This is a genomic window from Clostridium sp. ZS2-4, assembly GCF_026719745.1.
Lineage (GTDB): Bacteria > Bacillota > Clostridia > Clostridiales > Clostridiaceae > Clostridium_H.
Genome location: NZ_JAPPRQ010000027.1, coordinates 203861 through 227115, shown reverse-complemented (window position 1 = coordinate 227115; position 23255 = coordinate 203861). Strand labels below are relative to the sequence as shown.

The following is a 23255-nucleotide window of genomic DNA, read 5'->3' as shown; positions in this document are numbered from 1 at the left end:
GAGACCACATAGACATGACAGTAGAATTAATAACTCCAGTAGCAATGGAAGCTAACTTAAGATTCGCTATCAGAGAAGGTGGAAGAACAGTTGGTTCAGGAGTTGTTACTACTATAACTGAATAGTTTAATTTGAAAAATTTAATGTAATTAAGAATTCTAATAAAGGCCTTTATAAAATTAAAAGGAGAAGGGAGAAACCTTCTCCTTTTGTCTTCAAAAAAAGTTAAATTCAACATTTTTTATTGAATAATTAATAATAAAGAAAGAAATTTTGATAAAAAATAAAAAATACTTGTCAAAACAGAAAAAATATTATACAATATAAGAGTTGTGACACAAGGGAAGCGATGAAGCAAGAGGTTGCTGGAGATTTTCAGGGTATTCTTAGCTGAGCATGCTTTGATCTTGAATCAGGCGGCAGTGTTGTGCAAACGTGAAAGTGTGGTTCGAAATATGCAACACCTGGAACAGTTTACACTACATTGATGTTACATCTGTGAAGTAAAGAGGAACGAAAAGGAGGGAAATATAATGGCAAATCAAAAAATTAGAATTAGATTAAAGGCTTTTGATCATAATATTTTAGATCAATCAGCTGAAAAGATTGTTGAGACTGCAAAGAATACAGGAGCTAAAGTGGCTGGTCCAGTACCACTACCTACAGAAAAAGATATAGTTACAATCTTGAGAGCGACTCACAAATATAAAGATTCTAGAGAACAATTTGAAATAAGAACACATAAGAGACTTATCGATATATTAAGTCCATCACCAAAAACTGTTGATGCTTTAATGAGATTAGACTTACCAGCAGGTGTTGATATTGAAATAAAACTATAATTATCACGATGTATCATGAGATATTATGATTGCAAGAAAGTGATCCGCTAATATTTAGGGAGGTGCGCAGAATGAAAAAAGCGATATTAGGTAGAAAATTGGGGATGACTCAAATATTTGATGAAAATGGAAGAGTAGTTCCAGTTACGGTTGTAGAAGCAGGTCCATGTGCAGTATTACAAAAGAAAACTGAAGAAAAAGATGGATACAATGCTATACAAGTAGGATTTGAGGACATTAGAGAAAAATTAGCTAATAAACCTAAAAAAGGACATTTTGCTAAAGCAGGTGTTTCTGTTAAAAGAATAGTTAGAGAATTTAGATTAGACAACATTGATGAATATGAAGTAGGAAACGAAATAAAGGCTGACATATTCGCAGTAGGGGATAAAATAGATGTATCAGGAATTTCTAAAGGAAAGGGATTCCAAGGAACAATTAAAAGATGGAACATGCAAAGAGGACCTATGTCTCATGGTTCGAAATACCATAGAGCGGTTGGATCAATGGGTGCAGCATCAGCTCCATCAAGAACATTCAAAAACAAGAAAATGCCAGGGCAAATGGGAAATAAAAAAGCAACTGTTTTAAATCTTGAAGTTGTAAAAATCATGGCAGAGAAGAACGTTATTTTAATAAAAGGCGGAGTACCAGGACCAAATAAAGGCTACATTGTAATTAGAAACACAGTGAAAGCTTAAAGATTTGTAAGAAAGGAGGATATAGAATGCCTACAGTAGATTTATTTAATAGAGAAGGACAAAAGGTTGGAGATATTCAATTATCAGAAAACGTATTTGCAGTAGAAATAAATGAAAGTGTTTTACATCAAGTTGTAGTTGCACAACTTGCAAATAAAAGACAAGGAACTCAATCAACTAAGACGAGAGCAGAGGTTTCTGGGGGTGGAAGAAAACCTTGGAGACAAAAAGGAACAGGTAGAGCAAGACAAGGATCAACAAGAGCTCCACAGTGGATTCATGGTGGTATTGTTTTTGCACCAAAACCAAGAAGCTACAGAATGTCTATTCCAAAATCAATGAGAAGAGTTGCAATGAAATCAGCGTTAAGTAGCAAGGTTGTTGGAAATGAAATAGTAGTTCTTGAAAATTTAGAGTTAGATATGCCAAAGACTAAAGAAATGGTTAAAATGCTTAATACATTTGAAACTAAAAAAGCTTTAATCGTTGTACCAGAATCTAACGAAAATGTTTATAAATCAGCAAGAAATATACAAGGAGCAACTGTGATTCCTGTTAATAATTTGAATGTGTATGATATATTAAAACATGATAAATTCATTATTACAAAAGATGCGGTTGCTAAAATTGAGGAGGTGTATGCATAATGACAATGAGCAGTTATGATATTATAAGAAAACCAGTAATAACTGAAAAAAGCATGTCTGATATGGCAGATAAAAAATACACCTTTATAGTAGATATACATGCTAACAAATCTCAAATTAAAAGAGCAGTAGAAGAAGTATTCGATGTGAAAGTTGAAGAAGTAAATACTGTGAGAGTTATGGGAAAAGTTAAAAGAGTTGGAGTACATGTAGGAAAAAGAGCTGACTATAAGAAAGCTATAGTTAAGCTAACTGGGGAAAGTAAAACAATAGAATTCTTCGAGGGAATGTAAGAATTTAAATAAAGTCGTTATTGGTAAAAAAACCAGATAAGCTATAAGAAGGAGGGAATTTAGATGGCAGTTAAAAAGTTTAGACCAACTACACCTTCAAGAAGACAAATGACAGTTGCTACTTTTGAAGAAATAACTACTAATCAACCAGAAAAATCACTTCTTGTTACAATAAAGAAGAATGCTGGTAGAAACAATACAGGAAGAATAACTGTTCGTCATCGTGGTGGTGGAGAAAAGAGAAAATATAGATTAATAGATTTTAAGAGAAACAAAGATGGAATACCTGCAAAGGTTGCTACTATAGAATATGATCCAAATAGAACAGCATATATAGCACTTTTAAACTATGTTGATGGTGAAAAGAGATACATAATTGCACCAGTTGGATTAAAAGTTGGAAGTACTGTTATATCAGGCCCAGAAGCTGATATAAAAGCAGGGAATGCACTTCCACTTAAGAATATACCAGTAGGTACAGTGATACACAACATCGAATTACAAGCAGGAAAAGGTGGTCAAATAGTTAGAGCAGCAGGAGCTTCAGCTCAACTTATGGCTAAAGAAGGAAATTATGCTATCTTGAGACTTCCAAGTGGTGAAATGAGATACGTAAGAATCGAATGTAGAGCTACTATAGGAACAGTTTCAAACTTAACAAATGATATTATAAACATAGGTAAAGCAGGAAGAAAGAGACATATGGGATTCAGACCAACTGTTAGAGGATCTGTAATGAACCCTAACGATCACCCTCACGGTGGTGGAGAAGGTAGATCACCAGTAGGACGTCCAGGTCCAGTTACACCATGGGGAAAACCTACTCTTGGATATAAAACTAGAAAGAATAAGAAGTATTCTGATGGCATGATTATTAAGAAAAGAGGACAAAAGTAACAAATAAATAGAAGAAAAGGAAGGAATTTATATTCTCTTCCTGGACTTTTAAAATGTATGAAAGGAGGACACTAAATTGGGAAGATCAATTAAGAAGGGACCTTACGTTGCAGAGTCATTAATAAAGAAAATTGAGGCTATGAATGAAAAAGATGAGAAGAAAGTTGTAAAGACTTGGTCTAGATCATCAACAATATTCCCTCAAATGTTAGGTCATACTATAGCTGTCCATGATGGTAGAAAACATGTTCCGGTTTATATAAGTGAAGATATGGTAGGACATAAGTTAGGTGAATTTGTTTTAACAAGAACATTCAAAGGACACGTTGATAAAAGCGAAAAATCATCACGTGTAAGATAGTCATAGGAAGGAGGAACAAAAATGGAAGCTAGAGCTATAGCAAAGTATGTGAGAATGTCTTCAAGAAAAGTTGGGGTTGTTCTTGATTTAGTAAGAGGAAAAAATGTTAATGAAGCTTTTGCTATATTGAAATATACTCCAAAAGAAGCAGCTACTATAATTAATAAAGTGTTAAAGTCAGCTGTAGCTAATGCAGAAAATAATTATAATTTAGATGTTAATAAATTATATGTTGCAGAGGCTTATGCTAACCAAGGACCAACACTTAAAAGATTCAAACCGCGTGCACAAGGTAGAGCATATTCAATAATGAAGAGAACTACTCACGTTACAGTAGTTGTTAAAGAAAGAGCATAGAAGGAGGGAAATAGAGTGGGACAAAAAGTACATCCACATGGCCTCAGAGTCGGAGTTATTAAAGACTGGGATGCTAAATGGTATGCAAATAATAAAAATTTTGCAGATAACTTAATAGAAGACGATAAAATAAGAAAATTTGTAAAAAGCAAAGCTTATTCTGCTGGAATAGCTAAAATAGAAATCGAAAGAACTACTAAGAGAGTTAAGCTAAATATCTACACAGCTAAGCCAGGAATGCTTATAGGAAAAGGCGGAAAAGGTATAGAAGTTTTAAAAAAGGATATAGCGAAAATAGTTTCAGAAAAAAATATTATAATCAACATTGTTGAAGTTAAAAGGGCAGAAACAGATGCTCAATTAATGGCAGAAAATATTGCTCAACAACTTGAAAAGAGAATTTCATTCAGAAGAGCTATGAAGCAAACTATTCAAAGAGCTATGAGAAGTGGAGTAAAAGGAGTTAAAACTGCATGTGCAGGTAGACTTGGTGGCGCTGAAATAGCTAGAACTGAACAATATCACGAAGGAACAATTCCTCTTCAAACATTAAGAGCTGATATTGATTATGGATTTGCTGAAGCAGATACTACTTACGGAAAAATTGGTGTAAAAGTTTGGGTATATAAAGGTGAAATTCTTCCAACAAAAAAAGTTAAAGTAGAAGCAGAAGAAGTTAACCAATAAAGGAAGGAGGAATAAGGTATGTTGATGCCAAAGAAGGTTAAACATCGTAAGCAACAACGTGGTAAAATGAGAGGAAAAGCGACAAGAGGAAATTTCCTAGCATACGGTGATTATGGTATTCAAGCAACTGATTGTTCTTGGATGACAAGTAATCAAATAGAATCTGCCAGAATTGCAATAAATAGATATATAAAAAGAGGAGGAAAACTTTGGATTAAGGTTTTCCCAGACAAACCAGTAACTGCAACTCCTGCTGAAACTCGTATGGGTAAAGGTAAAGGTTCAGTTGAATTTTGGGTAGCTGTAGTTAAACCTGGTAGAGTATTGTTTGAACTATCTGGAGTTCCAGAAGATGTTGCTAGAGAAGCTATGAGACTTGCGGCACATAAGCTTCCAATGAAGACTAAATTTGTTACAAGAAGAGATTTTGAACAAATGGGTGGTGAAGTAAATGAAGGCTAATGAATTACAGGAATTAAAACAAAGTTCTTCACAAGAACTTTCAGTAAAATTAAATGATTTAAAGTCTGAGTTATTTAATTTAAGATTTCAATTAGCAACTGGCCAACTTGAAAACCCAATGAGAATTAGACAGGTTAAAAAGTCTATAGCACAAGTAAAAACAATACTTAGACAAAATGAATTACAAGCACTTGATCAGTAGTAAACTGAAAGGAGGATTACCCAGTGGAAAGAGGAAACAGAAAGACTAGAATAGGTAAGGTCGTTTCAGATAAAATGGATAAAACTATTGTAGTTGCAGTTGAAGATAAGGTACGTCATCCATTATATGGAAAGACAATGAACAGAACTAAAAAGTTCAAAGCACACGATGAAAATGGTGAAGCTAGAATTAATGATAGAGTAATGATAATGGAAACAAGACCATTGTCAAAAGATAAGAGATGGAGATTAGTAGAAATCGTTGAAAAAGCAAAATAATTCAATGATCGAAAGGAGGCATATATATGATACAGCCACAAACTCGCTTAAAAGTAGCAGATAATACTGGAGCAAAAGAGATTATGTGTATTAGAGTTTTAGGCGGTTCTAAAAGAAAGTATGGTAACGTTGGAGATATAATAGTTGCTAGCGTTAAAAGTGCAACACCAGGCGGTGTTGTTAAAAAAGGTGATGTTATCAAAGCAGTTATTGTAAGAACTAAGAGAGGCTCAAGAAGAGCTGATGGTTCATACATAAAGTTTGATGAAAATGCTGCGGTTGTTATTAAAGACGATAAACAACCAAGAGGAACACGTATCTTTGGAACTATCGCAAGAGAATTAAGAGAAAAAGATAAAGAGTTTAACAAAATATTATCATTAGCACCTGAAGTTCTATAAAAAGGAGGTGGCTGTGATGGCTAAAGTACATGTAAGAAGAACAGACAAAGTAGTTGTTATTTCAGGTAAAGATAAAGGAAAGGTAAGCGAAGTTTTAACGGTTTACCCAAAAAATGGAAAGGTGTTAGTTAAAGATGTAAACATCGTTACTAAGCACGTTAAACCAAATAGAGAAAATATGCAAGGTGGATTAATTAAACAAGAAGCTCCAATAAATAGTTCAAAAGTTATGCTACATTGTACAAAGTGTAATGCTGCTACAAGAGTTAGCAAGAAACTTTTAGAAGATGGAACTAAAGTGAGAGTTTGTAAAAAGTGCGGAGAAATACTATAGATTTTGAAAGGAGGTTTACTGAATGGATCGACTACAACAAAAATATAATAATGAAGTAGTGCCGGCCTTAATGGAAAAGTTCGGATATAAAAATATAATGCAAGTTCCAAAAGTTGAAAAAATAGTTATCAATATGGGTATTGGAGAAGCTAAAGATAACTCTAAGGTTATTGAATCAGCTCTTAATGATTTACAAATAATTGCAGGACAAAAGCCTGTAGTTACTAGAGCAAAAAAATCTATAGCTAATTTCAAACTTAGAGAAAAGATGCCTATAGGATGCAAGGTTACATTAAGAAAAGAACAAATGTATGAATTTGCAGATAAATTGATGAACATAGCTTTACCAAGAGTTAGAGATTTCAGAGGCATTTCAGCTAAGTCTTTTGATGGTAGAGGAAACTATGCATTAGGAATAAAAGAACAAATTATATTCCCAGAAATAGAATACGACAAAGTGGATAAAGTAAGAGGTATGGATATCATATTTGTTACTACAGCCAAGACTGATGAAGAAGCAAGAGAATTGCTTAAGTGTCTTGGAATGCCATTTGCTCAATAATAAGGAGGGAAAAACGTGGCACGTAAGGCAATGATTGAAAAATGGAAAAAAGAACCAAAATATTCAACTAGAGCATATACAAGATGCAGAATATGTGGAAGACCACATTCTGTATTAAAAAAATACGGAATATGCCGTATTTGTTTCAGAGAATTAGCATATAAAGGGCAAATTCCTGGATGTAGAAAAGCTAGTTGGTAAGAGATGATATTTAGAAAGGAGGCATAATAAATGGTTATGACAGACCCTATTGCAGATATGCTAACTCGTATAAGAAATGCAAATATAGTTAGACATCAAGTTGTTGAAGTCCCATCTTCAAATATAAAAAAATCTATAGCTAACATATTGTTTCAGGAAGGATATGTTAAAAATGTAGAAGAGTACGCAGATGGAGCAGTTCCAATGCTAAGATTGTCTTTAAAATATAATCAAAAAGAAAGAATAATAACTGGTCTTAAAAGAATATCAAAACCAGGTTTAAGAGTTTATTGTAAAAAGGATAACATTCCTAAAGTATTAAATGGATTAGGAGTTGCACTTATATCAACTTCTAAAGGAATAGTTGTTGATAGAGAAGCAAGAAAGTTAGGATTAGGTGGAGAAGTTATTTGTTACATTTGGTAATTTAACGTGAATAGGAGGTGTGGTCATGTCAAGAGTAGGAAGACTTCCAATAGAAATACCTAATGGAGTAAAAGTTGATGTAACACCAGATAACGTTGTTACAGTAAAAGGTCCAAAAGGCGAATTAGTAAAAGAAATGCATAAAGATATAAAAATAGCTGTTGAAGATAATCAAGTGGTTGTTACTAGACCAAGTGATGTTGCTCAACACAGAGCTCTACATGGCTTAACAAGAGCATTAATTAATAATATGGTAATTGGTGTAAGTCAAGGATACCAAAAAACTTTAGAATTAGTTGGTGTTGGTTATAAAGCTCAATTAAAAGGAAAAGATTTAACACTAAATCTTGGATATTCACATCCAGTTGAAATAAAATCTGTTGATGGCGTAGAATTTTCAGTTCCAGAAGTAACTAAAGTAGTAGTAAGTGGAATCGATAAAGAATTAGTTGGATCAGTTGCTGCTAATATAAGAGTATGGAGAAAACCTGAACCATATAAGGGTAAAGGAATTAGATACGCTGGTGAAGTTATAAGACGTAAAGAAGGAAAAACAGGTAAGAAATAACAGATATAACAACAGAAAGGAGTGAATATAATGTTCAAGAAAACTGATAGAAAGAAAGCTAGAGTAAAGCGTCATTCGAGAGTACGTAATAAAATTTCTGGTACATCTGAAAGACCAAGATTAGCAGTATATAGAAGTGAAAAAAATATATATGCACAAATTATAGATGACGTAGCTGGAAGAACTTTAGTTTCTACTTCCACTTTGGATAAAGACTTTGCAGGAAAAGTTGGAAGTAATAAAGAAGCAGCTAAGGTTGTAGGTGAACTTATAGCTAAAAAAGCTGTAGAAAATGGAATAGAAGAAGTTGTCTTTGATAGAGGCGGATACGTATATCATGGAAGAATAAAAGAACTTGCTGAAGGAGCAAGAGAAGCTGGTTTAAGATTCTAGAAAAGGAGGGAAAACTATGAAAATAGATCCTAACACGCTAACTATAAAAGAAAAAGTTGTGTTTATTAACAGAGTTACTAAAGTAGTTAAAGGTGGTAGAAACTTTAGATTTAGTGCTCTTGTAGTAGTAGGAGACGAAAACGGACACGTTGGCGTAGGAACGGGTAAAGCTGTAGAAATACCTGAAGCTATAAGAAAAGGTATCGAAGACGCTAAAAAACATTTAGTTGAAGTTTCTATAGTTGGAACAACTGTTCCACATAGAATACAAGGACAATTCGGAAGAGGAGATGTTTTAATAATGCCTGCTTCTGAAGGTACAGGAGTTATAGCTGGTGGTCCTGTTAGAGCGGTACTTGAATTAGCAGGATTAAAGGATGTTAGAGCAAAATCTTTAGGTTCTAATAACCCTAGAAACATGGTTGGCGCAACAATAGATGGATTATCAAAATTAAGAACTGCTGAACAGATTGCTAAATTAAGAGGCAAGACTGTAGAAGAGATATTAGGTTAGGAGGGGATCAACCTTGGCTAAGCTTAAGGTGACACTAACTAAGAGTTTAATTGGTAGAAAAAAAGATCATATTGCTACGGTGAATGCTCTTGGATTGAAAAAAATTGGTAAAAGTGTTAATCACGAAGATACTCCTCAAATAAGAGGTATGATAGAAAAAGTAAGCTATCTATTAAATATTGAAGAAGTATAGTAAGAGGAGGTGTAGAACATGAAACTTCATGACTTGAAACCTGCTGCAGGATCAAGAAAAGCTCCTAAGAGAATTGGTAGAGGTACTGGTTCAGGCTGGGGAAAAACAGCAGGAAGAGGAGAAAAAGGACAAAATGCTAGATCAGGTGGAGGCGTAAGACCAGGATTTGAAGGGGGTCAAATGCCTTTATACAGAAGATTACCAAAAAGAGGTTTTACTAACATTTTTGCAAAAGAATATGTTGAAGTCAATGTAAATAGATTAAATATATTTGAAGATGGAACAGAAATTACACCTGAAGTATTAAAAGCAAATGGCGTAATTAGCAAAATAAAAGACGGAGTTAAAATAATGGGACACGGTGACCTTGAAAAGAAACTAGTTGTTAAAGCAACAAAGTTTACTAAAGGTGCTATCGAGAAGATAGAATCCAATGGAGGAAAAGTAGAGGTGATATAATATGTTATCAACCTTACGAAATGCTTGGAAAGTTCCCGAGTTAAGAAGAAGAATTATATTTACAATTTTTATGGTAGCAATTATCAGGATGGGAAATCATATTCCTGTTCCTGGAATTGATACCGGGGCATTATCCAATTTAACAAAAACTGGATCATTGTTTAGCTTTTATGATTTAATGTCTGGTGGTGCTTTAAGTAATTTTAGTATCTTTGCTATGGGAGTTGTACCATATATTAACTCATCAATTATATTTCAATTATTGACTATTGCAATTCCTTCATTAGAACAACTTTCTAAGGAAGGAGAAGAGGGAAGAAAGAAAATACAGCAATATACAAGATATGGTGCAGTTATTATGGCAGCACTTCAATCGTTTGGAACATATGCTTTGATTAGAAGTCACGGAGCAATATCAAATGTTAGTAAATTGGATGTATTTTTAATAGTTCTTACCCTAACTACTTCATCAATATTTTTGATGTGGCTAGGTGATCAAATTACAGTTAAAGGTATAGGTAATGGTGTATCAATTATAATATTTGTAAATATAATGTCCAGATTACCACAAAAAATATTCCAAGTTGTTAGTTTACAGTCAACAGAAGCAGTAAGTTTTATAGAAATTATACTGCTGTTAGCATTTTCTTTATTGCTATTCATAGCAGTAGTTATAGCTACATTAGCTGAAAGAAGAATACCAATACAATATGCAGCTAAAAATTCTGGTGGGAGAATGTTTAAGGGTCAATCAACACATATTCCTATAAACATGAATTCATCAGGGATCATAGCTATAATTTTTGCAATGTCTGTTATGCAATTTCCTACAGTAATAGGAACATTTTGGTCAGAGTCTGCGTTCAATAAATTTGTATCAACAAGTAGATATAGTATGTTTAGAATGAATACATGGCCATATGCACTGGCAACTGTTATTTTAGTAATTTTCTTTACATGGTTTTATACTGAAGTTACATTTAAGCCTGATGAAATGGCTGAAAACATACATAAATCTGCTGGCTTTATACCTGGTATAAGACCCGGTGAACCTACTGCAAAATTTATTTCTAGAGTATTATTAAGAGTTTCAATACTTGGAGGGTTATTTGCTGCGGTAATAGCAACAACTCCTATGTTTATTGAAAACTATAGTAATTTTAAAGGATTATCATTTGGAGGTACTGCACTGCTGATTGAAGTTGGAGTTGCACTTGATTTTATGAGACAATTAGAAGCTCAATTGGTAATGAGACACTACAAAGGATTCCTTAAATAAAGAAATGTAAAGAAATTGGAGTTGATATAAATGAGAATGATTTTGTTAGGACCTCCTGGAGCAGGAAAGGGCACACAGGCAAAATTGATAAGTGAAAGATATTCTATTCCTCATATATCTACTGGAGATATATTTAGAAAAAACATTTCTGAAAAAACCCCATTAGGTATAAAAGCTAAAGAATATATGGATAAGGGATTGCTAGTTCCAGATGAATTAACAATAGATATAGTTAATGATAGATTAGCTAAAGATGATTGTGAAAATGGATTTCTATTAGATGGATTTCCTAGGACTGTAAAGCAAGCAGAATCCTTAGAAGGTTTTCTAAGAAAAAATAATCAAGAGATTGACATTGCATTGCTAATAGATGTGCCTAGAGAATTTATTCTTGAAAGAATGACTGGAAGAAGAGTTTGCCCATCATGCGGTGCAAGTTATCATATAAAATTCAACCCTCCTAAGAGTGAAGAAAAATGTGATGCTTGTGGTAGTGATATAGTGCAAAGAAAAGATGATGCTGAAGAAACAGTAAAAGATAGAATAGATGTATATGAAAAACAAACTCAGCCTTTAGTAGATTACTATAAATCTAAAAATCAATTGTTTGTGGTTGATGGTACACAATCAATTGATAAAGTGTTTGAAACTATTTGTATTCATGTAGGAAGTAATAAATAATGATTACCCTAAAGAATGATAGAGAAATAGAATATATGAGACAGGCTGGGAAAGTTGTCGGAGAAACTCTTGCTATCTTGCAAGAATGTATTAAACCAGGAATAACTACTGGTGAATTGGATAGAATAGCAGAAGAGTATATAAGAAGTCGAAATGCTGTTCCATCTTTTAAAGGATATTGTGGTTTCCCTGCTTCAATATGTGCTTCTATTAATAATGAAGTTGTTCATGGAATACCAGATAAAAGAGCATTGCAAGAAGGTGATATAATAAGTATTGATTGCGGTGCTATTCTAAATGGTTACCATGGTGATGCAGCTAGAACTTTTGCTGTAGGTCAAATTTCGAAGGAAGCTGAAAACTTAATCAAAGTTACTAAGGAGAGTTTTTTCAAAGGCATCGAAAAAGCTATAGCAGGAAATAGATTAAGTGATATATCATCAGCTATCCAGCAATATGCCGAAGGTGAAGGCTATTCTATAGTTAGAGATTATGTAGGACATGGAATAGGTACAGAAATGCATGAAGATCCTGAGGTGCCCAACTTTGGGAGACCGGATAGAGGACCTAAATTAGTTGAAGGTATGGTTTTAGCAATCGAACCTATGATTAATATAGGTGACTTTCATGTTAAGGTACAGTCGAATGATTGGACTGTAGTTACTAAGGACGGAACATTATCAGCACACTATGAAAACACTGTGGCAATTTTAAAGAATGGCCCTGAAATATTAACTTTATGTTAATCGAGGTGACCATGTTGGGATATGAAAATCTTATTGGAAGAGTAGTATACTCTAAATCAGGAAGAGATTCAGAAAGAGCATTTGTAATACTTGATGTAATTGATAAGAATTATGTCTATATTATAGATGGTAATCTGAGAAAAGTTGAAAAACCAAAGAAAAAGAAGATGAAACATTTAAATATAACAAATGATATATTGGAAGATATTAAGAAGTTGATAATGTCTGGAAATAATATCAGTAATTCAAAAGTAAGAAAGTGCTTAGAAAATAAGGACGCTGATAAGGAGGGTTAAGTGCCTTATGTCAAAAGACGATGTAATTGAAATGCAGGGTGCAGTTTTAGAAGCTTTACCTAATGCTATGTTTCAAGTTCAGTTAGAAAGTGGTCAAATAATATTAGCACATGTATCTGGAAAATTAAGAATGAACTTCATAAGAATTTTACCAGGTGACAAAGTTACAGTTGAGCTTTCTCCATATGATTTAAGTAGAGGTAGAATAACTTGGAGAGCAAAATAGCAAGGAGGGTTAGTAATGAAAGTAAGACCATCAGTAAAGCCTATATGTGAAAAATGTAAGGTTATAAGAAGAAAAGGAAAAGTAATGGTTATTTGTGAAAATCCTAAGCATAAACAAAAACAAGGTTAATAATCATTAAAAAATTTCTTAAAACCATTGATAATTTTGCAGATTTGCAATATTATGTATAGGTATGATATTGAATATAATTTTAACAAGATTATATGCGGCTGCTAACATATATGAAAAAGAATTAACTTTTGGAAAATTAGGAGGTGTAGGATTCAATGGCTAGAATAGCTGGTATAGATCTACCAAAGGATAAAAGAGTTGAAGTAGGTCTAACATACATCTACGGGATTGGAATATCAAGATCTCGTAAGATTCTTGATGTAACTGGAGTAAACCCTGAAACTAGAGTTAAAGATTTAACTGAAGAAGAAGTAAATACACTAAGAGATTATATAAGTAAAAGCTTCGAAGTTGAAGGTGACCTAAGAAGAAAAATAGCTCTTGATATTAAGAGATTAGTTGAAATAGGATGCTATAGAGGAATAAGACATAGAAAAGGTCTTCCACTAAGAGGACAAAAGACTAAGACTAATGCAAGAACAAGAAAAGGACCAAAGAAAACTATTAGCGGTAAGAAGAAGAAATAGTAAGGAGGGATGATAAGTGGCTAAGGCAAAAGTTAAAAAAACTAGAAGAAGAAAAGAAAGAAAAAATATTGAACACGGCTGTGCACATATAAAATCAACCTTCAATAACTCTATTGTTACATTGACTGATAGTGTTGGAAATGCTTTATCTTGGTCAAGTGCAGGTGCATTAGGATTTAAAGGTTCAAGAAAGAGCACACCATTTGCAGCACAAATGGCTGCTGAAACAGCAGCAGCTGGAGCAATGGAACATGGATTAAAGAGTATTGAAGTATATGTAAAAGGACCAGGTGCTGGTAGAGAAGCAGCTATAAGATCTTTACAAGCTGCAGGTCTTGAAATAACATTAATAAAAGATGTTACACCAATACCACACAATGGTTGTAGACCACCAAAGAGAAGAAGAGTTTAATTATATAGAAACAGGAGGTGTTACTTGAATGGCTAGATATACTGGACCTACATGTAGACAATGTAGAAGAGAAGGTATGAAACTATTCCTTAAAGGAGATAGATGTTATACAGATAAGTGTGCATTTGCTAGAAGAGGCTATGCACCAGGACAGCACGGACAAAGTAGAAAAAAACTTTCTAACTATGGAATTCAATTAAGAGAAAAGCAAAAAGCTAGAAGAATATATGGAATTCTTGAAAGCCAATTCAGAAAATACTATGAAAAGGCTGATAAAATGAGAGGAATAACAGGTGAAAACTTGTTAAAACTTCTTGAAATGAGATTAGATAACGTAGTATTTAGATTGGGAATTGCTGCTTCAAGAACAGAAGCAAGACAATTAGTTACTCACGGACATTTCTTAGTAAATGGAAAGAAAGTAGATATTCCATCTTATATAGTAAGTGTTAATGATGTTATAAGCGTTCGCGAAAAGAGCAGATCAGGTGAGAAATTCAAAGTATTTGCTGAAAATCCAAAGCCACTACCAGCTTGGTTAGAAGGCAATGTAGCAAATTTGGAAGGCAAAGTTATTGCTGAACCTACTAGAGCAGATATTGATGTTCCAGTAAACGAAACATTAATTGTTGAGTTATACAGTAAATAAGAATGGTGATTAGAATGGAATCAGTTACCCTCAGTATGGTATAATTCATTAAGGGAGGGTTCATATGTTAGAAATAGAAAAACCCAAAATAGAATGTATTGAAGCAGCTCAAGATGGATCTTATGGTAAATTTGTTATTGAACCATTAGAAAGAGGCTATGGTATTACACTTGGAAATTCATTAAGAAGAATTCTTTTATCATCATTACCTGGTGTTGCAGCAAATTCCATAAACATAGATGGAGTTCTTCATGAGTTATCAACTGTAACAGGAGTTAAAGAAGATGTCACTGAATTAATTTTAAATGTTAAAGGATTAGCATTAAAAATGGAAGGTGAAGGTCCAAAGACAGTATATATAGATATGCAAGGACCATGTGAAGTAACTGCTGCAGACATTACATCAGACGGTGATGTTGAAGTTGTAAACAAAGATTTACATATAGCAACTTTGGATGAAGACGGAAAATTATATATGGAAATCAATGTTGACAAGGGTAGAGGATATGTTTCTCAAAATAAAAATAAGAGAGATGATTTACCAATAGGTACTATCCCAGTAGATTCAATATACACTCCAGTTAAAAGAGTTAATTTCAGTGTAGAAAATACTAGAGTTGGTCAAATTACTGATTATGATAAATTAACCATAGAAGTATGGACTAACGGTACTATAAGACCGGAAGAAGCTATAAGTCTTTCAGCAAAAATTCTTATCGAACATTTCAAATTATTTATGACACTTACTGATCATGCGGATAATGTTGAAATAATGATTGAAAAAGAAGAAGATAAGAAAGAAAAAGTTCTTGAAATGACAATAGAAGAGTTAGATCTTTCTGTTAGAAGTTACAACTGCTTAAAGAGAGCAGGTATTAATACTGTACAGGAATTAACTGAAAGATCTATGGATGATATGATGAAGGTTAGAAATTTAGGCAAAAAATCACTAGAAGAAGTGCAAGAAAAACTTGCAGCTTTAGGATTAGGCTTAAAGAAATCCGATGAGTAAAGGAGGATGAAACATGGCACAACAACGTAAGTTGGGGCTTCCAACTGATCAGAGAAGAGCTATGCTAAGAAACTTAGTTACTAGTTTCTTAAAACATGGTAGAATAGAAACTACTGTAACTAGAGCAAAAGAAACTAGAAATATAGCTGAAAAAATGATCACTCTTGCTAAAAGAGGAGATCTTCATGCTAGAAGACAAGTATTAGCATATGTTACTGAAAAAGAAGTAGTTGAAAAGTTATTTGCAGATGTTGCTCCAAAGTATGCAGATAGAAATGGTGGATACACTAGAATATATAAAATGGGACCAAGAAGAGGAGACGGAGCAGAAGTAGTTATACTTGAATTAGTATAATTGTTTGTACGGGGATTAAGTATTTTCCAGCTTAGTCCCCATTTTGTTATAGTTTTTATTAGAAATTTTTGAAGGAGTATTTGTTCATATGAGTAAAAATATGATAGAATGCAAAAAGGTTATATACAAGTATGAAAAAAGTGAAGAAGATGCTAAAATTGCTGTAAATGGAGTTGACCTAGATATAAAAAAAGGTGAATTTTTAGTAGTACTTGGGCATAATGGGTCAGGGAAATCTACCTTAGCAAAGCATATGAATGCGCTTTTATTACCAAGTGGAGGACAGGTATATGTAGATGGTATGGATACATGTAATCCAGAATATATGTGGGAAATAAGAAATAAGGCAGGTATGGTTTTTCAAAATCCTGATAACCAAATTGTTGCTACAATAGTAGAAGAAGATGTAGCTTTTGGACCAGAAAATCTAGGGGTTGAACCATCTGAAATAAGAAAAAGAGTGGATGAAGCATTACAAAAGGTTAAAATGTATGAGTATAGAAAGCATGCACCACATTTATTATCAGGTGGACAGAAACAGAGAATAGCAATAGCAGGTATTTTAGCGATGAAACCAAATTGCATTATATTTGATGAACCAACAGCTATGCTAGATCCTTCTGGAAGAAAAGAAGTTATTGAAACAATTAGGGATATTAATAAGAATAATGGTATTACCATTGTACTAATTACTCATTATATGGAAGAAGCTGCTGAAGCAGATAGGATAGTGGTCATGGATAAAGGAAACATTATGATGGAAGGAACTCCTAGAAAAATTTTTAGTAATGTATCGGTAATGAAAGAAATCGGTCTTGATGTTCCACAGATGACAGAGTTGGCTTATGAATTAAAAAAAAGCGGAATAAGTATTGATTCAGATATATTAACTATAGATGAGATGGTGAATGCATTATGTCAATTAAAATAGAAAATTTAACACATATATATATGCCAGGGTCACCTTTTGAGAAAAGAGCACTTGAAAATGTAAACTTAACTATAGATGATGGAGAATTCGTAGCATTAATAGGTCATACTGGTTCAGGAAAGTCTACATTAATTCAACATATTAATGGACTTTTAAAGCCTACAAATGGAAAAATAATAATTGATGATATAGATATTACATCTGCAAAAGTAAAATTAAGTGATATAAGAAAAAAAGTTGGACTTGTATTCCAATATCCTGAATATCAATTGTTTGAAGAAACAATAGAAAAAGATATTGCATTTGGTCCTAAAAATTTAGGACTTAGTAATGAAGAAATATCAAATAGAGTCAAAAAGGCTATGAATATCGTAGGCTTGGATTATGATACATATAAAGATAAATCTCCTTTTGATTTAAGTGGAGGTCAGAAAAGAAGAGTTGCAATAGCTGGAGTTGTTGCAATGGAACCCAGGGTTTTAATTTTAGATGAACCTACTGCAGGACTAGATCCAAAAGGAAGAGATGAAATTTTAGATAGAGTTAGAGAACTTAGAGAAGAATATAATATGACAATAATATTAGTATCACATAGTATGGAAGATGTTGCAAAAGTTGCAACTAGAGTTTTTGTTATGGATAAAGGAAAATGTATTTTAAATGATATACCAAGTAACGTATTCAAGGAAATAGACATACTGGAAGATGTTGGTCTCGCAGTGCCACAGGTTACTTATTTGGTAAGAGAATTAAGAAAAAGTAATTTTAATATATCAGAAGATATATTTACAATAGATAAAGCAAAACAAGAAATAATAAATGTATTAAGGGGAGCTAAAAATGATTAAAGATATTACTATAGGGCAATATGTTCCAGGAGAATCCTTTATTCATAAATTAGATCCTAGAATTAAAATATTATTGTCTATGATATATATAATTGATTTGTTTTTAGTTAATAATTTTAAAGGGTATATTTTTATAATAGGTTTCACATTAGCCGCTATAATTATTTCTAGGGTACCCTTTTCGTATATATATAAAGGACTAAAACCTATATTCATATTGCTTATTATAACCGCTTTGCTAAATATTTTCATGACAGGTGGTTCACAGGGTGAAGTGCCACTGTGGCAGTGGAAATTTTTAAGAGTATATAAACAAGGATTGGTACTAGCTGCTTTTATGATTATCAGATTAGTTTTCTTAATTATAGGAACATCATTACTTACATTAACTACTTCTCCTATTGAGTTAACAGATGGTCTTGAAAAGCTTTTAAATCCATTTAAAAAGATTGGTTTACCAGCCCATGAACTTGCTATGATGATGACGATAGCTCTAAGATTTATTCCTACACTTATGGATGAAACTGATAAAATAATGAAGGCACAAATGGCTAGGGGAGCAGATTTTGAAACAGGTAATCTTTTTAGTAGAGCCAAGAATCTAATTCCTTTATTAGTGCCGTTATTTATTAGTTCTTTTAGAAGAGCTGATGAGCTTGCTATGGCTATGGAAGCCAGGTGCTATAGAGGCGGAGATGGCAGGACTAGAATGAAGATATTAAAATTAGAAAATAGAGATTTTATAGCGGTAACTATCATAATACTTTTAGTAGTTGTATCTGTTTGGAGCAGAACTTTATAAAAATTATATTATAGTTGATGAGTTACTATCAGAGGTGTAGCTGATGAGAAGGAATATAAAAATAATTGTAGAATTTGATGGAACTAATTATGCTGGATGGCAGAGGCAGAAAAATGCTGTCACAATTCAACAAAAAATTGAGAATGCTATAAAAGAGATAACAAAGGAAACGATTGAAGTTATTGGATCTAGTAGAACTGATGCTGGAGTTCATGCTAAAGGTTTTGTAGGAAATTTTTTTACTGAAAGTAGTATACCACCAGAAAAATTCAAGTATGCAATTAATACAAAGTTGCCAGAAGATATAGTGATACTTCATTCAGAAGAAGTTTCACAGCATTTTCATGCACGATATAACAGTAAAGGTAAGAAGTACGTGTATACTGTATTAAATAGAAAAGACAGAGCAGCAATTCAGAGAAATTATATATATAATTTTCAAGGAGAGCTTGATTTAAATTTAATGATAGAAGCTAGCAAATATTTTTTAGGTACACATGAATTTGATTCTTTTAGAAAAAAAGGTAGTTCAGTGAAAACAACAATAAGGACAATATACTGTTTGGATATTTTGAAAAATAATGATGAAATTAAATTTATTATTTCAGGTGATGGTTTTTTATATAATATGGTAAGAATAATTGTAGGAACTCTACTTGAGGTGGGAATAAATAAAATTAAGCCTCGAGATATTAAAAATATAATTCTGGCTAAAGATAGAACTAAGGCAGGAAAAGCAGTTCCAGCTAGTGGATTATGCTTGAAAGAAGTATTTTACTAATATAGTAAAAAAACTTTTGAATTTGTCAATTAAAATTGAAAGATATGTTGACACGCCTGGCTAATTGTATTATAATATTCTTTGTTTGAAGGGTAAGTATATAAGACCACAGGCCCCGGTCTTGATATAGAAGAGAAGAACACGAGTGAAAAGTTCAAGGAGGGAAAATGATGAAATCATATATCGCAAAGCCAAATGAAGTAGAAAGAAAATGGTATGTTATAGACGTTGAAGGAAAAGCATTAGGAAGAGCAGCAAGTCAAGTTGCTTCAATTTTAAGAGGAAAGAATAAACCAACATATACACCAAATGTTGATACTGGAGACTATGTTATAGTATTAAATGCTGATAAAATACTATTAACTGGAAAAAAATTAGATCAAAAAATGTTAAGACATCATTCATTATATCCAGGTGGATTAAAAGAAATTTCTTATAGAAAAGCTATAGAAAAGAAACCTGAATTTGTTTTTCAAGAAGCTGTAAGAAGAATGCTTCCACAAGGGCCTTTGGGAAGACAAATGCTTAAAAAATTAAAAGTATACAAAGGTTCAGAACATAATCAAGAAGCTCAAAAACCAGAAGTTTTAGAGTTAAGATACTAAGAGGAACTGAAGGGAGGATATATAGATGGCTAAAGTTCAATATTTTGCAACAGGAAGAAGAAAGAAAGCAGTAGCTAGAGTAAGACTTGTACCTGGTGAAGGTAGAGTTACAATAAATAAAAGAGATATACAAGAGTTCTTTGGTTTAGAAACTTTAAGATATATCGTAAATCAACCATTAGTTTTAACAGGAACTAAAGAAAAATTTGACGTATTAGTAAATGTTTATGGTGGTGGATTCACAGGTCAAGCAGGAGCTATAAGACATGGTGTAGCAAGAGCACTTGTTAAAGCTGACGAAACATTAAAGTCAGAAATTAAAAGAGCTGGTTTCTTAACAAGAGATCCAAGAATGAAAGAAAGAAAGAAATACGGTCTTAAAAAAGCAAGAAGAGCTCCACAATTCTCAAAGAGATAATATGGATTCAAAGCAAGAAAGAGAAATCTTTCTTGCTTTTTTTATGATGTATCTTGACTTACAATTTTGATATTTTTTTCAAGGACAAACTCAATTACGTTTTCTAATGAAAATATAGATCAATCAATTTATATTTTAAAATATTAATATAAGTCATATATTATTGTATTATTTGATATGGAACACTAAATTGGGAGGGAGAATTTTGATAAATATAATTATTGGACTTTTAGGTGGATTAGGATTATTTTTATATGGAATGAAGCTGATGGGAGATGGATTAGAAAATATTGCTGGAGATAAAATGAAGGTATTTTTTCAAAAGATAACATCTAATCCAGTTAAAGGAATTACTACAGGTGCTATTGTTACAGCCATTATCCAGAGCAGTAGTGCCACCACTGTGATAGTAGTAGGTTTTGTTAATGCAGGACTTATGAATCTTTATCAAGCTGCAGGAGTAATAATGGGAGCCAATATTGGAACTACCGTTACTACACAGATAATAGCATTTAAATTAGATGGAATTATACCTATATTTATTGCATTAGGTGCAGCAATGTTTTTATTTTGCAAAAAAGACAAAATAAAAGAAATAGGACATATTATATTAGGATTTGGTATTCTGTTTTTAGGTATGGAGTTAATGAAAGAAACTATGAATCCATTAGCTCAATCAGATTTTTTTGCAAATTTGATAGTTTCTCTTCAAGGTAATATTTTCTTGGGGATTTTTGTAGGAATGATTATGACAGCAGTTATACAAAGTTCATCAGCTTCCACAGGGATATTGGTAGCTTTATCTGGAACAGGATTGCTTCCGATAGAGGTTGCAATACCTATTTTATTTGGTAATAATATAGGTACTTGTATTACTGCATTAATATCTAGTGTAGGAACAAATAAAACAGCTAAAAAGGCAGCGTTAATTCATTTGTTTTTCAACTTAATAGGTACATTAGTATTTATACCTCTAATACCTTTATTAACAAGTATAGTTGTAAAAATGAATCAAAATGATATTACAAGACAAATTGCCAATGCACATACTATATTTAACATAGCTAATACTATTATTATGGTTCCTTTCATAAATTATTTGGTGTTATTAGTAAACAAAGTAATACCAGGGGAGGATGAGATAGAAGGTTTTGGAACTAAATATATAGATGAAAGATTGTTAGAAACACCTATTATAGCTGTAGGGCAAGCTACTCAAGAGATAGTCAGAATGTCAAAAAAGGCAAAAGAAAATTTGCTTATTGCTATGGAAGCTTTTGAGACAGATAATGAAGAATTGATTAAAAAAGTATATGAAAATGAAAAATTAATAAATTTATTAGAACATGAAATTACTATTTTCCTGGTGAAATTATCAAATACGGATATGGCTGAAGATCAAAAAAATATAGTTGTATCTATGTTTCATGTCGTAAATGACATTGAACGTATTGGAGATCATTGTAAAAACTTAGCTGACTTAACAAATGAAAAAGTTCAAAAGAAATTGGTTTTTTCAGATAAAGGGATGCAAGAACTAAGACATTTATATGAATATACTATGGATGCAGTACGTACAAGTATAGGTAGTTTTAAAGAGAATAATATAGCTAAAGCTGAAAGCACATTGGTTATTGAAGAAAATATAGACAGATTAGAACAAGAATATAGAGAGGCTCATATTAAAAGATTAAATAAAGGTTATTGCAGTGCTAGAGAAGGAGCGATATTTTTAGATATAATCAGTAATCTTGAAAGAATAGGAGATCATTCAACGAATATTGCTGAATCAATTATAAACAGATAAAAAAATAAAGATAAAGTCTTGCAGTTATGCAAGGCTTTATTTTTAAACAAAATATCAAAAATATTCAATATATTTTCCCGTTTTTGTAAGAAGATAACGTAAGTAAGAAATATAAATATAGGACAAAATATAGAATGAAGTGAAGTTTAGGAGGAATATTATGATAAGAGAAAACAAGTTAATATATATTATTTTAATTTTAATAATATCAGCAGTATCTTTCGGTAATTTTGAGCATATAGTTTTTGCAGAAGAAAATACGCAAAAAATAATTTTATTAGATCCAGGACATGGTGGTATTGATGGAGGAGCTATATCAAAAAATGGTACCGTTGAAAAAAATATTAATTTAAGTATTGCCAAAAAGCTAAAAATAAATTTAGAACAAAAGGGTTTTAATGTAATTATGACTAGAGAAGATGATATAGGTCTTTATTCGGATAAAGGAAGAATTAGAGATAAAAAAAATGAAGATTTGAATAATAGATGTAAAATAAAGGGAGAAACAAATTGTGATATATTTATGAGTATTCATTTAAATATGTTTCAGCAAAGTCAATATTATGGAGCACAGGTGTGGTATTCTAAAGAAGGTGAAAGTGCAGAATTAGCTCATATATTGCAGCAGAATCTTATAAAAGATTTAAATAATAATAATAAGAGAAAAGAAAAATGTGCTAAGGGAGCATATAAAATATTAAGATGCCATAGTGATATACCATCTGTTCTAGTGGAATGTGGTTTTTTATCAAATCTGGAGGAGGAAGAAAAACTGAAAACTGATTCCTATCAAGAAAAAATAGCTGTTTCTTTAGCAAATTCAATTGAAGAATTTTTCAAGTATAAAAAGAATAAGCAAGATAACATGGAAGCTGAAGAAAGTGCTAAGGTTAAACGGTTATGGGATATTTTCAGTAGAATGACAAGTAAATAGAAATATATAAAAACCGACATATTACCTAGGAAATAT

The 23255-nt window shown here is 32.2% G+C and carries 40 protein-coding genes and 1 pseudogene; all 41 read left to right on the top strand.

Annotated elements, in window-relative coordinates:
* Positions 1–125 (top strand): annotated as a pseudogene (gene tuf / locus OIO11_RS05710) (elongation factor Tu); the annotation flags it as partial.
* A gap of 408 nt (positions 126–533) precedes the next feature.
* On the top strand, positions 534–842 hold the full coding sequence (gene rpsJ, locus OIO11_RS05705) for a 30S ribosomal protein S10 (protein WP_268059724.1): 309 nt from the start codon (positions 534–536) through the stop codon (positions 840–842).
* 71 nt (positions 843–913) lie between these two features.
* Positions 914–1543 carry a 50S ribosomal protein L3 gene (gene rplC, locus OIO11_RS05700; RefSeq protein ID WP_268070488.1) on the top strand — a complete coding sequence of 210 codons (630 nt, stop codon included), beginning with the start codon at positions 914–916 and terminating at the stop codon, positions 1541–1543.
* A gap of 26 nt (positions 1544–1569) precedes the next feature.
* Positions 1570–2190 (top strand): 50S ribosomal protein L4, encoded by a 621-nt coding sequence (rplD, locus tag OIO11_RS05695; protein ID WP_268070487.1) that lies wholly within the window; start codon positions 1570–1572, stop codon positions 2188–2190.
* Positions 2190–2483, top strand: coding sequence for a 50S ribosomal protein L23 (rplW, locus tag OIO11_RS05690; protein ID WP_268070486.1), 294 nt, complete (start codon positions 2190–2192; stop codon positions 2481–2483). The genes rplD and rplW overlap by 1 nt, the downstream gene beginning before the upstream one ends.
* Positions 2484–2546: 63 nt before the next feature.
* A complete protein-coding gene (gene rplB, locus OIO11_RS05685) occupies positions 2547–3380 on the top strand; it encodes a 50S ribosomal protein L2 (protein ID WP_268070485.1) in 834 nt (277 codons plus the stop codon).
* A 76-nt stretch (positions 3381–3456) separates the two neighbouring features.
* On the top strand, positions 3457–3741 hold the full coding sequence (gene rpsS, locus OIO11_RS05680) for a 30S ribosomal protein S19 (protein ID WP_268070483.1): 285 nt from the start codon (positions 3457–3459) through the stop codon (positions 3739–3741).
* 21 nt (positions 3742–3762) lie between these two features.
* Positions 3763–4098, top strand: a complete 336-nt coding sequence (rplV, locus tag OIO11_RS05675; RefSeq protein WP_268070481.1) for a 50S ribosomal protein L22 — start codon at positions 3763–3765, stop codon at positions 4096–4098.
* Positions 4099–4113: 15 nt separating this feature from the next.
* Positions 4114–4785, top strand: a complete 672-nt coding sequence (gene rpsC / locus OIO11_RS05670; protein WP_268070479.1) for a 30S ribosomal protein S3 — start codon at positions 4114–4116, stop codon at positions 4783–4785.
* A gap of 18 nt (positions 4786–4803) precedes the next feature.
* Positions 4804–5247: a 50S ribosomal protein L16 gene (gene rplP / locus OIO11_RS05665; protein ID WP_268070477.1), complete on the top strand. Its 444-nt coding sequence runs from the start codon at positions 4804–4806 to the stop codon at positions 5245–5247.
* Entirely contained in the window at positions 5237–5449 is a 213-nt protein-coding gene (rpmC, locus tag OIO11_RS05660; RefSeq protein ID WP_268070475.1) for a 50S ribosomal protein L29, read from the top strand. Before rplP ends, rpmC begins: the two co-directional genes overlap by 11 nt.
* 23 nt (positions 5450–5472) lie before the next feature.
* Complete coding sequence (gene rpsQ / locus OIO11_RS05655) at positions 5473–5727, top strand: 30S ribosomal protein S17 (RefSeq protein WP_268070473.1); 255 nt, start codon at positions 5473–5475, stop codon at positions 5725–5727.
* A gap of 26 nt (positions 5728–5753) precedes the next feature.
* The gene (gene rplN / locus OIO11_RS05650; protein ID WP_268070471.1) at positions 5754–6128 is read left to right on the top strand and encodes a 50S ribosomal protein L14; all 375 of its coding nucleotides are present in this window, start codon (positions 5754–5756) and stop codon (positions 6126–6128) included.
* A gap of 16 nt (positions 6129–6144) precedes the next feature.
* On the top strand, positions 6145–6462 hold the full coding sequence (gene rplX, locus OIO11_RS05645; RefSeq protein ID WP_268070469.1) for a 50S ribosomal protein L24: 318 nt from the start codon (positions 6145–6147) through the stop codon (positions 6460–6462).
* 22 nt (positions 6463–6484) lie between these two features.
* Positions 6485–7024, top strand: coding sequence for a 50S ribosomal protein L5 (gene rplE / locus OIO11_RS05640; protein ID WP_268070467.1), 540 nt, complete (start codon positions 6485–6487; stop codon positions 7022–7024).
* Between the two features lie 15 nt (positions 7025–7039).
* Positions 7040–7225, top strand: a complete 186-nt coding sequence (locus tag OIO11_RS05635; protein WP_268070465.1) for a type Z 30S ribosomal protein S14 — start codon at positions 7040–7042, stop codon at positions 7223–7225.
* Positions 7226–7255: 30 nt separating this feature from the next.
* The gene (gene rpsH / locus OIO11_RS05630) at positions 7256–7651 is read left to right on the top strand and encodes a 30S ribosomal protein S8 (protein WP_268070463.1); all 396 of its coding nucleotides are present in this window, start codon (positions 7256–7258) and stop codon (positions 7649–7651) included.
* A gap of 25 nt (positions 7652–7676) precedes the next feature.
* Entirely contained in the window at positions 7677–8219 is a 543-nt protein-coding gene (gene rplF, locus OIO11_RS05625) for a 50S ribosomal protein L6 (RefSeq protein WP_268070462.1), read from the top strand.
* A gap of 30 nt (positions 8220–8249) precedes the next feature.
* Positions 8250–8612 carry a 50S ribosomal protein L18 gene (gene rplR, locus OIO11_RS05620; protein WP_268070461.1) on the top strand — a complete coding sequence of 121 codons (363 nt, stop codon included), beginning with the start codon at positions 8250–8252 and terminating at the stop codon, positions 8610–8612.
* Positions 8613–8628: 16 nt separating this feature from the next.
* Entirely contained in the window at positions 8629–9126 is a 498-nt protein-coding gene (rpsE, locus tag OIO11_RS05615; RefSeq protein WP_268070460.1) for a 30S ribosomal protein S5, read from the top strand.
* Between the two features lie 13 nt (positions 9127–9139).
* A complete protein-coding gene (gene rpmD / locus OIO11_RS05610) occupies positions 9140–9319 on the top strand; it encodes a 50S ribosomal protein L30 (protein ID WP_268070459.1) in 180 nt (59 codons plus the stop codon).
* Positions 9320–9337: 18 nt separating this feature from the next.
* Positions 9338–9778 (top strand): 50S ribosomal protein L15, encoded by a 441-nt coding sequence (rplO, locus tag OIO11_RS05605; RefSeq protein ID WP_268070458.1) that lies wholly within the window; start codon positions 9338–9340, stop codon positions 9776–9778.
* A gap of 1 nt (position 9779) precedes the next feature.
* Positions 9780–11057: a preprotein translocase subunit SecY gene (gene secY / locus OIO11_RS05600; RefSeq protein WP_268070456.1), complete on the top strand. Its 1278-nt coding sequence runs from the start codon at positions 9780–9782 to the stop codon at positions 11055–11057.
* Positions 11058–11087: 30 nt separating this feature from the next.
* The gene (locus OIO11_RS05595; RefSeq protein WP_268070454.1) at positions 11088–11738 is read left to right on the top strand and encodes an adenylate kinase; all 651 of its coding nucleotides are present in this window, start codon (positions 11088–11090) and stop codon (positions 11736–11738) included.
* The gene (gene map / locus OIO11_RS05590) at positions 11738–12484 is read left to right on the top strand and encodes a type I methionyl aminopeptidase (protein ID WP_268070452.1); all 747 of its coding nucleotides are present in this window, start codon (positions 11738–11740) and stop codon (positions 12482–12484) included. Before OIO11_RS05595 ends, map begins: the two co-directional genes overlap by 1 nt.
* The gene (locus tag OIO11_RS05585) at positions 12478–12780 is read left to right on the top strand and encodes a KOW domain-containing RNA-binding protein (protein ID WP_268070450.1); all 303 of its coding nucleotides are present in this window, start codon (positions 12478–12480) and stop codon (positions 12778–12780) included. The genes map and OIO11_RS05585 overlap by 7 nt, the downstream gene beginning before the upstream one ends.
* Positions 12781–12787: 7 nt before the next feature.
* Entirely contained in the window at positions 12788–13006 is a 219-nt protein-coding gene (infA, locus tag OIO11_RS05580) for a translation initiation factor IF-1 (protein ID WP_268070448.1), read from the top strand.
* A gap of 15 nt (positions 13007–13021) precedes the next feature.
* Positions 13022–13135: a 50S ribosomal protein L36 gene (rpmJ, locus tag OIO11_RS05575; protein WP_003156543.1), complete on the top strand. Its 114-nt coding sequence runs from the start codon at positions 13022–13024 to the stop codon at positions 13133–13135.
* A 158-nt stretch (positions 13136–13293) separates the two neighbouring features.
* On the top strand, positions 13294–13665 hold the full coding sequence (gene rpsM / locus OIO11_RS05570; RefSeq protein ID WP_268070446.1) for a 30S ribosomal protein S13: 372 nt from the start codon (positions 13294–13296) through the stop codon (positions 13663–13665).
* Between the two features lie 16 nt (positions 13666–13681).
* A complete protein-coding gene (gene rpsK / locus OIO11_RS05565) occupies positions 13682–14077 on the top strand; it encodes a 30S ribosomal protein S11 (RefSeq protein ID WP_268070445.1) in 396 nt (131 codons plus the stop codon).
* A 28-nt stretch (positions 14078–14105) separates the two neighbouring features.
* The gene (rpsD, locus tag OIO11_RS05560) at positions 14106–14726 is read left to right on the top strand and encodes a 30S ribosomal protein S4 (protein WP_268070444.1); all 621 of its coding nucleotides are present in this window, start codon (positions 14106–14108) and stop codon (positions 14724–14726) included.
* 64 nt (positions 14727–14790) lie between these two features.
* Positions 14791–15738 (top strand): DNA-directed RNA polymerase subunit alpha, encoded by a 948-nt coding sequence (locus OIO11_RS05555; RefSeq protein ID WP_268070443.1) that lies wholly within the window; start codon positions 14791–14793, stop codon positions 15736–15738.
* A gap of 13 nt (positions 15739–15751) precedes the next feature.
* Entirely contained in the window at positions 15752–16093 is a 342-nt protein-coding gene (gene rplQ, locus OIO11_RS05550; RefSeq protein WP_268070442.1) for a 50S ribosomal protein L17, read from the top strand.
* A gap of 88 nt (positions 16094–16181) precedes the next feature.
* Complete coding sequence (locus OIO11_RS05545) at positions 16182–17024, top strand: energy-coupling factor transporter ATPase (protein ID WP_268070441.1); 843 nt, start codon at positions 16182–16184, stop codon at positions 17022–17024.
* Positions 17009–17872 carry an energy-coupling factor transporter ATPase gene (locus OIO11_RS05540; protein ID WP_268070439.1) on the top strand — a complete coding sequence of 288 codons (864 nt, stop codon included), beginning with the start codon at positions 17009–17011 and terminating at the stop codon, positions 17870–17872. Before OIO11_RS05545 ends, OIO11_RS05540 begins: the two co-directional genes overlap by 16 nt.
* Positions 17865–18674 carry an energy-coupling factor transporter transmembrane component T family protein gene (locus OIO11_RS05535; RefSeq protein WP_268070438.1) on the top strand — a complete coding sequence of 270 codons (810 nt, stop codon included), beginning with the start codon at positions 17865–17867 and terminating at the stop codon, positions 18672–18674. The genes OIO11_RS05540 and OIO11_RS05535 overlap by 8 nt, the downstream gene beginning before the upstream one ends.
* Positions 18675–18717: 43 nt before the next feature.
* Positions 18718–19455, top strand: a complete 738-nt coding sequence (gene truA, locus OIO11_RS05530) for a tRNA pseudouridine(38-40) synthase TruA (protein ID WP_268070436.1) — start codon at positions 18718–18720, stop codon at positions 19453–19455.
* Between the two features lie 170 nt (positions 19456–19625).
* Positions 19626–20060, top strand: a complete 435-nt coding sequence (gene rplM / locus OIO11_RS05525; RefSeq protein ID WP_268070434.1) for a 50S ribosomal protein L13 — start codon at positions 19626–19628, stop codon at positions 20058–20060.
* 25 nt (positions 20061–20085) lie between these two features.
* Entirely contained in the window at positions 20086–20478 is a 393-nt protein-coding gene (gene rpsI, locus OIO11_RS05520; protein WP_268070432.1) for a 30S ribosomal protein S9, read from the top strand.
* Between the two features lie 205 nt (positions 20479–20683).
* The gene (locus tag OIO11_RS05515; RefSeq protein WP_442781232.1) at positions 20684–22285 is read left to right on the top strand and encodes a Na/Pi cotransporter family protein; all 1602 of its coding nucleotides are present in this window, start codon (positions 20684–20686) and stop codon (positions 22283–22285) included.
* A gap of 157 nt (positions 22286–22442) precedes the next feature.
* The gene (gene cwlD, locus OIO11_RS05510; RefSeq protein WP_442781236.1) at positions 22443–23219 is read left to right on the top strand and encodes an N-acetylmuramoyl-L-alanine amidase CwlD; all 777 of its coding nucleotides are present in this window, start codon (positions 22443–22445) and stop codon (positions 23217–23219) included.
* The last annotated feature ends 36 nt before the right edge of the window (positions 23220–23255 follow it).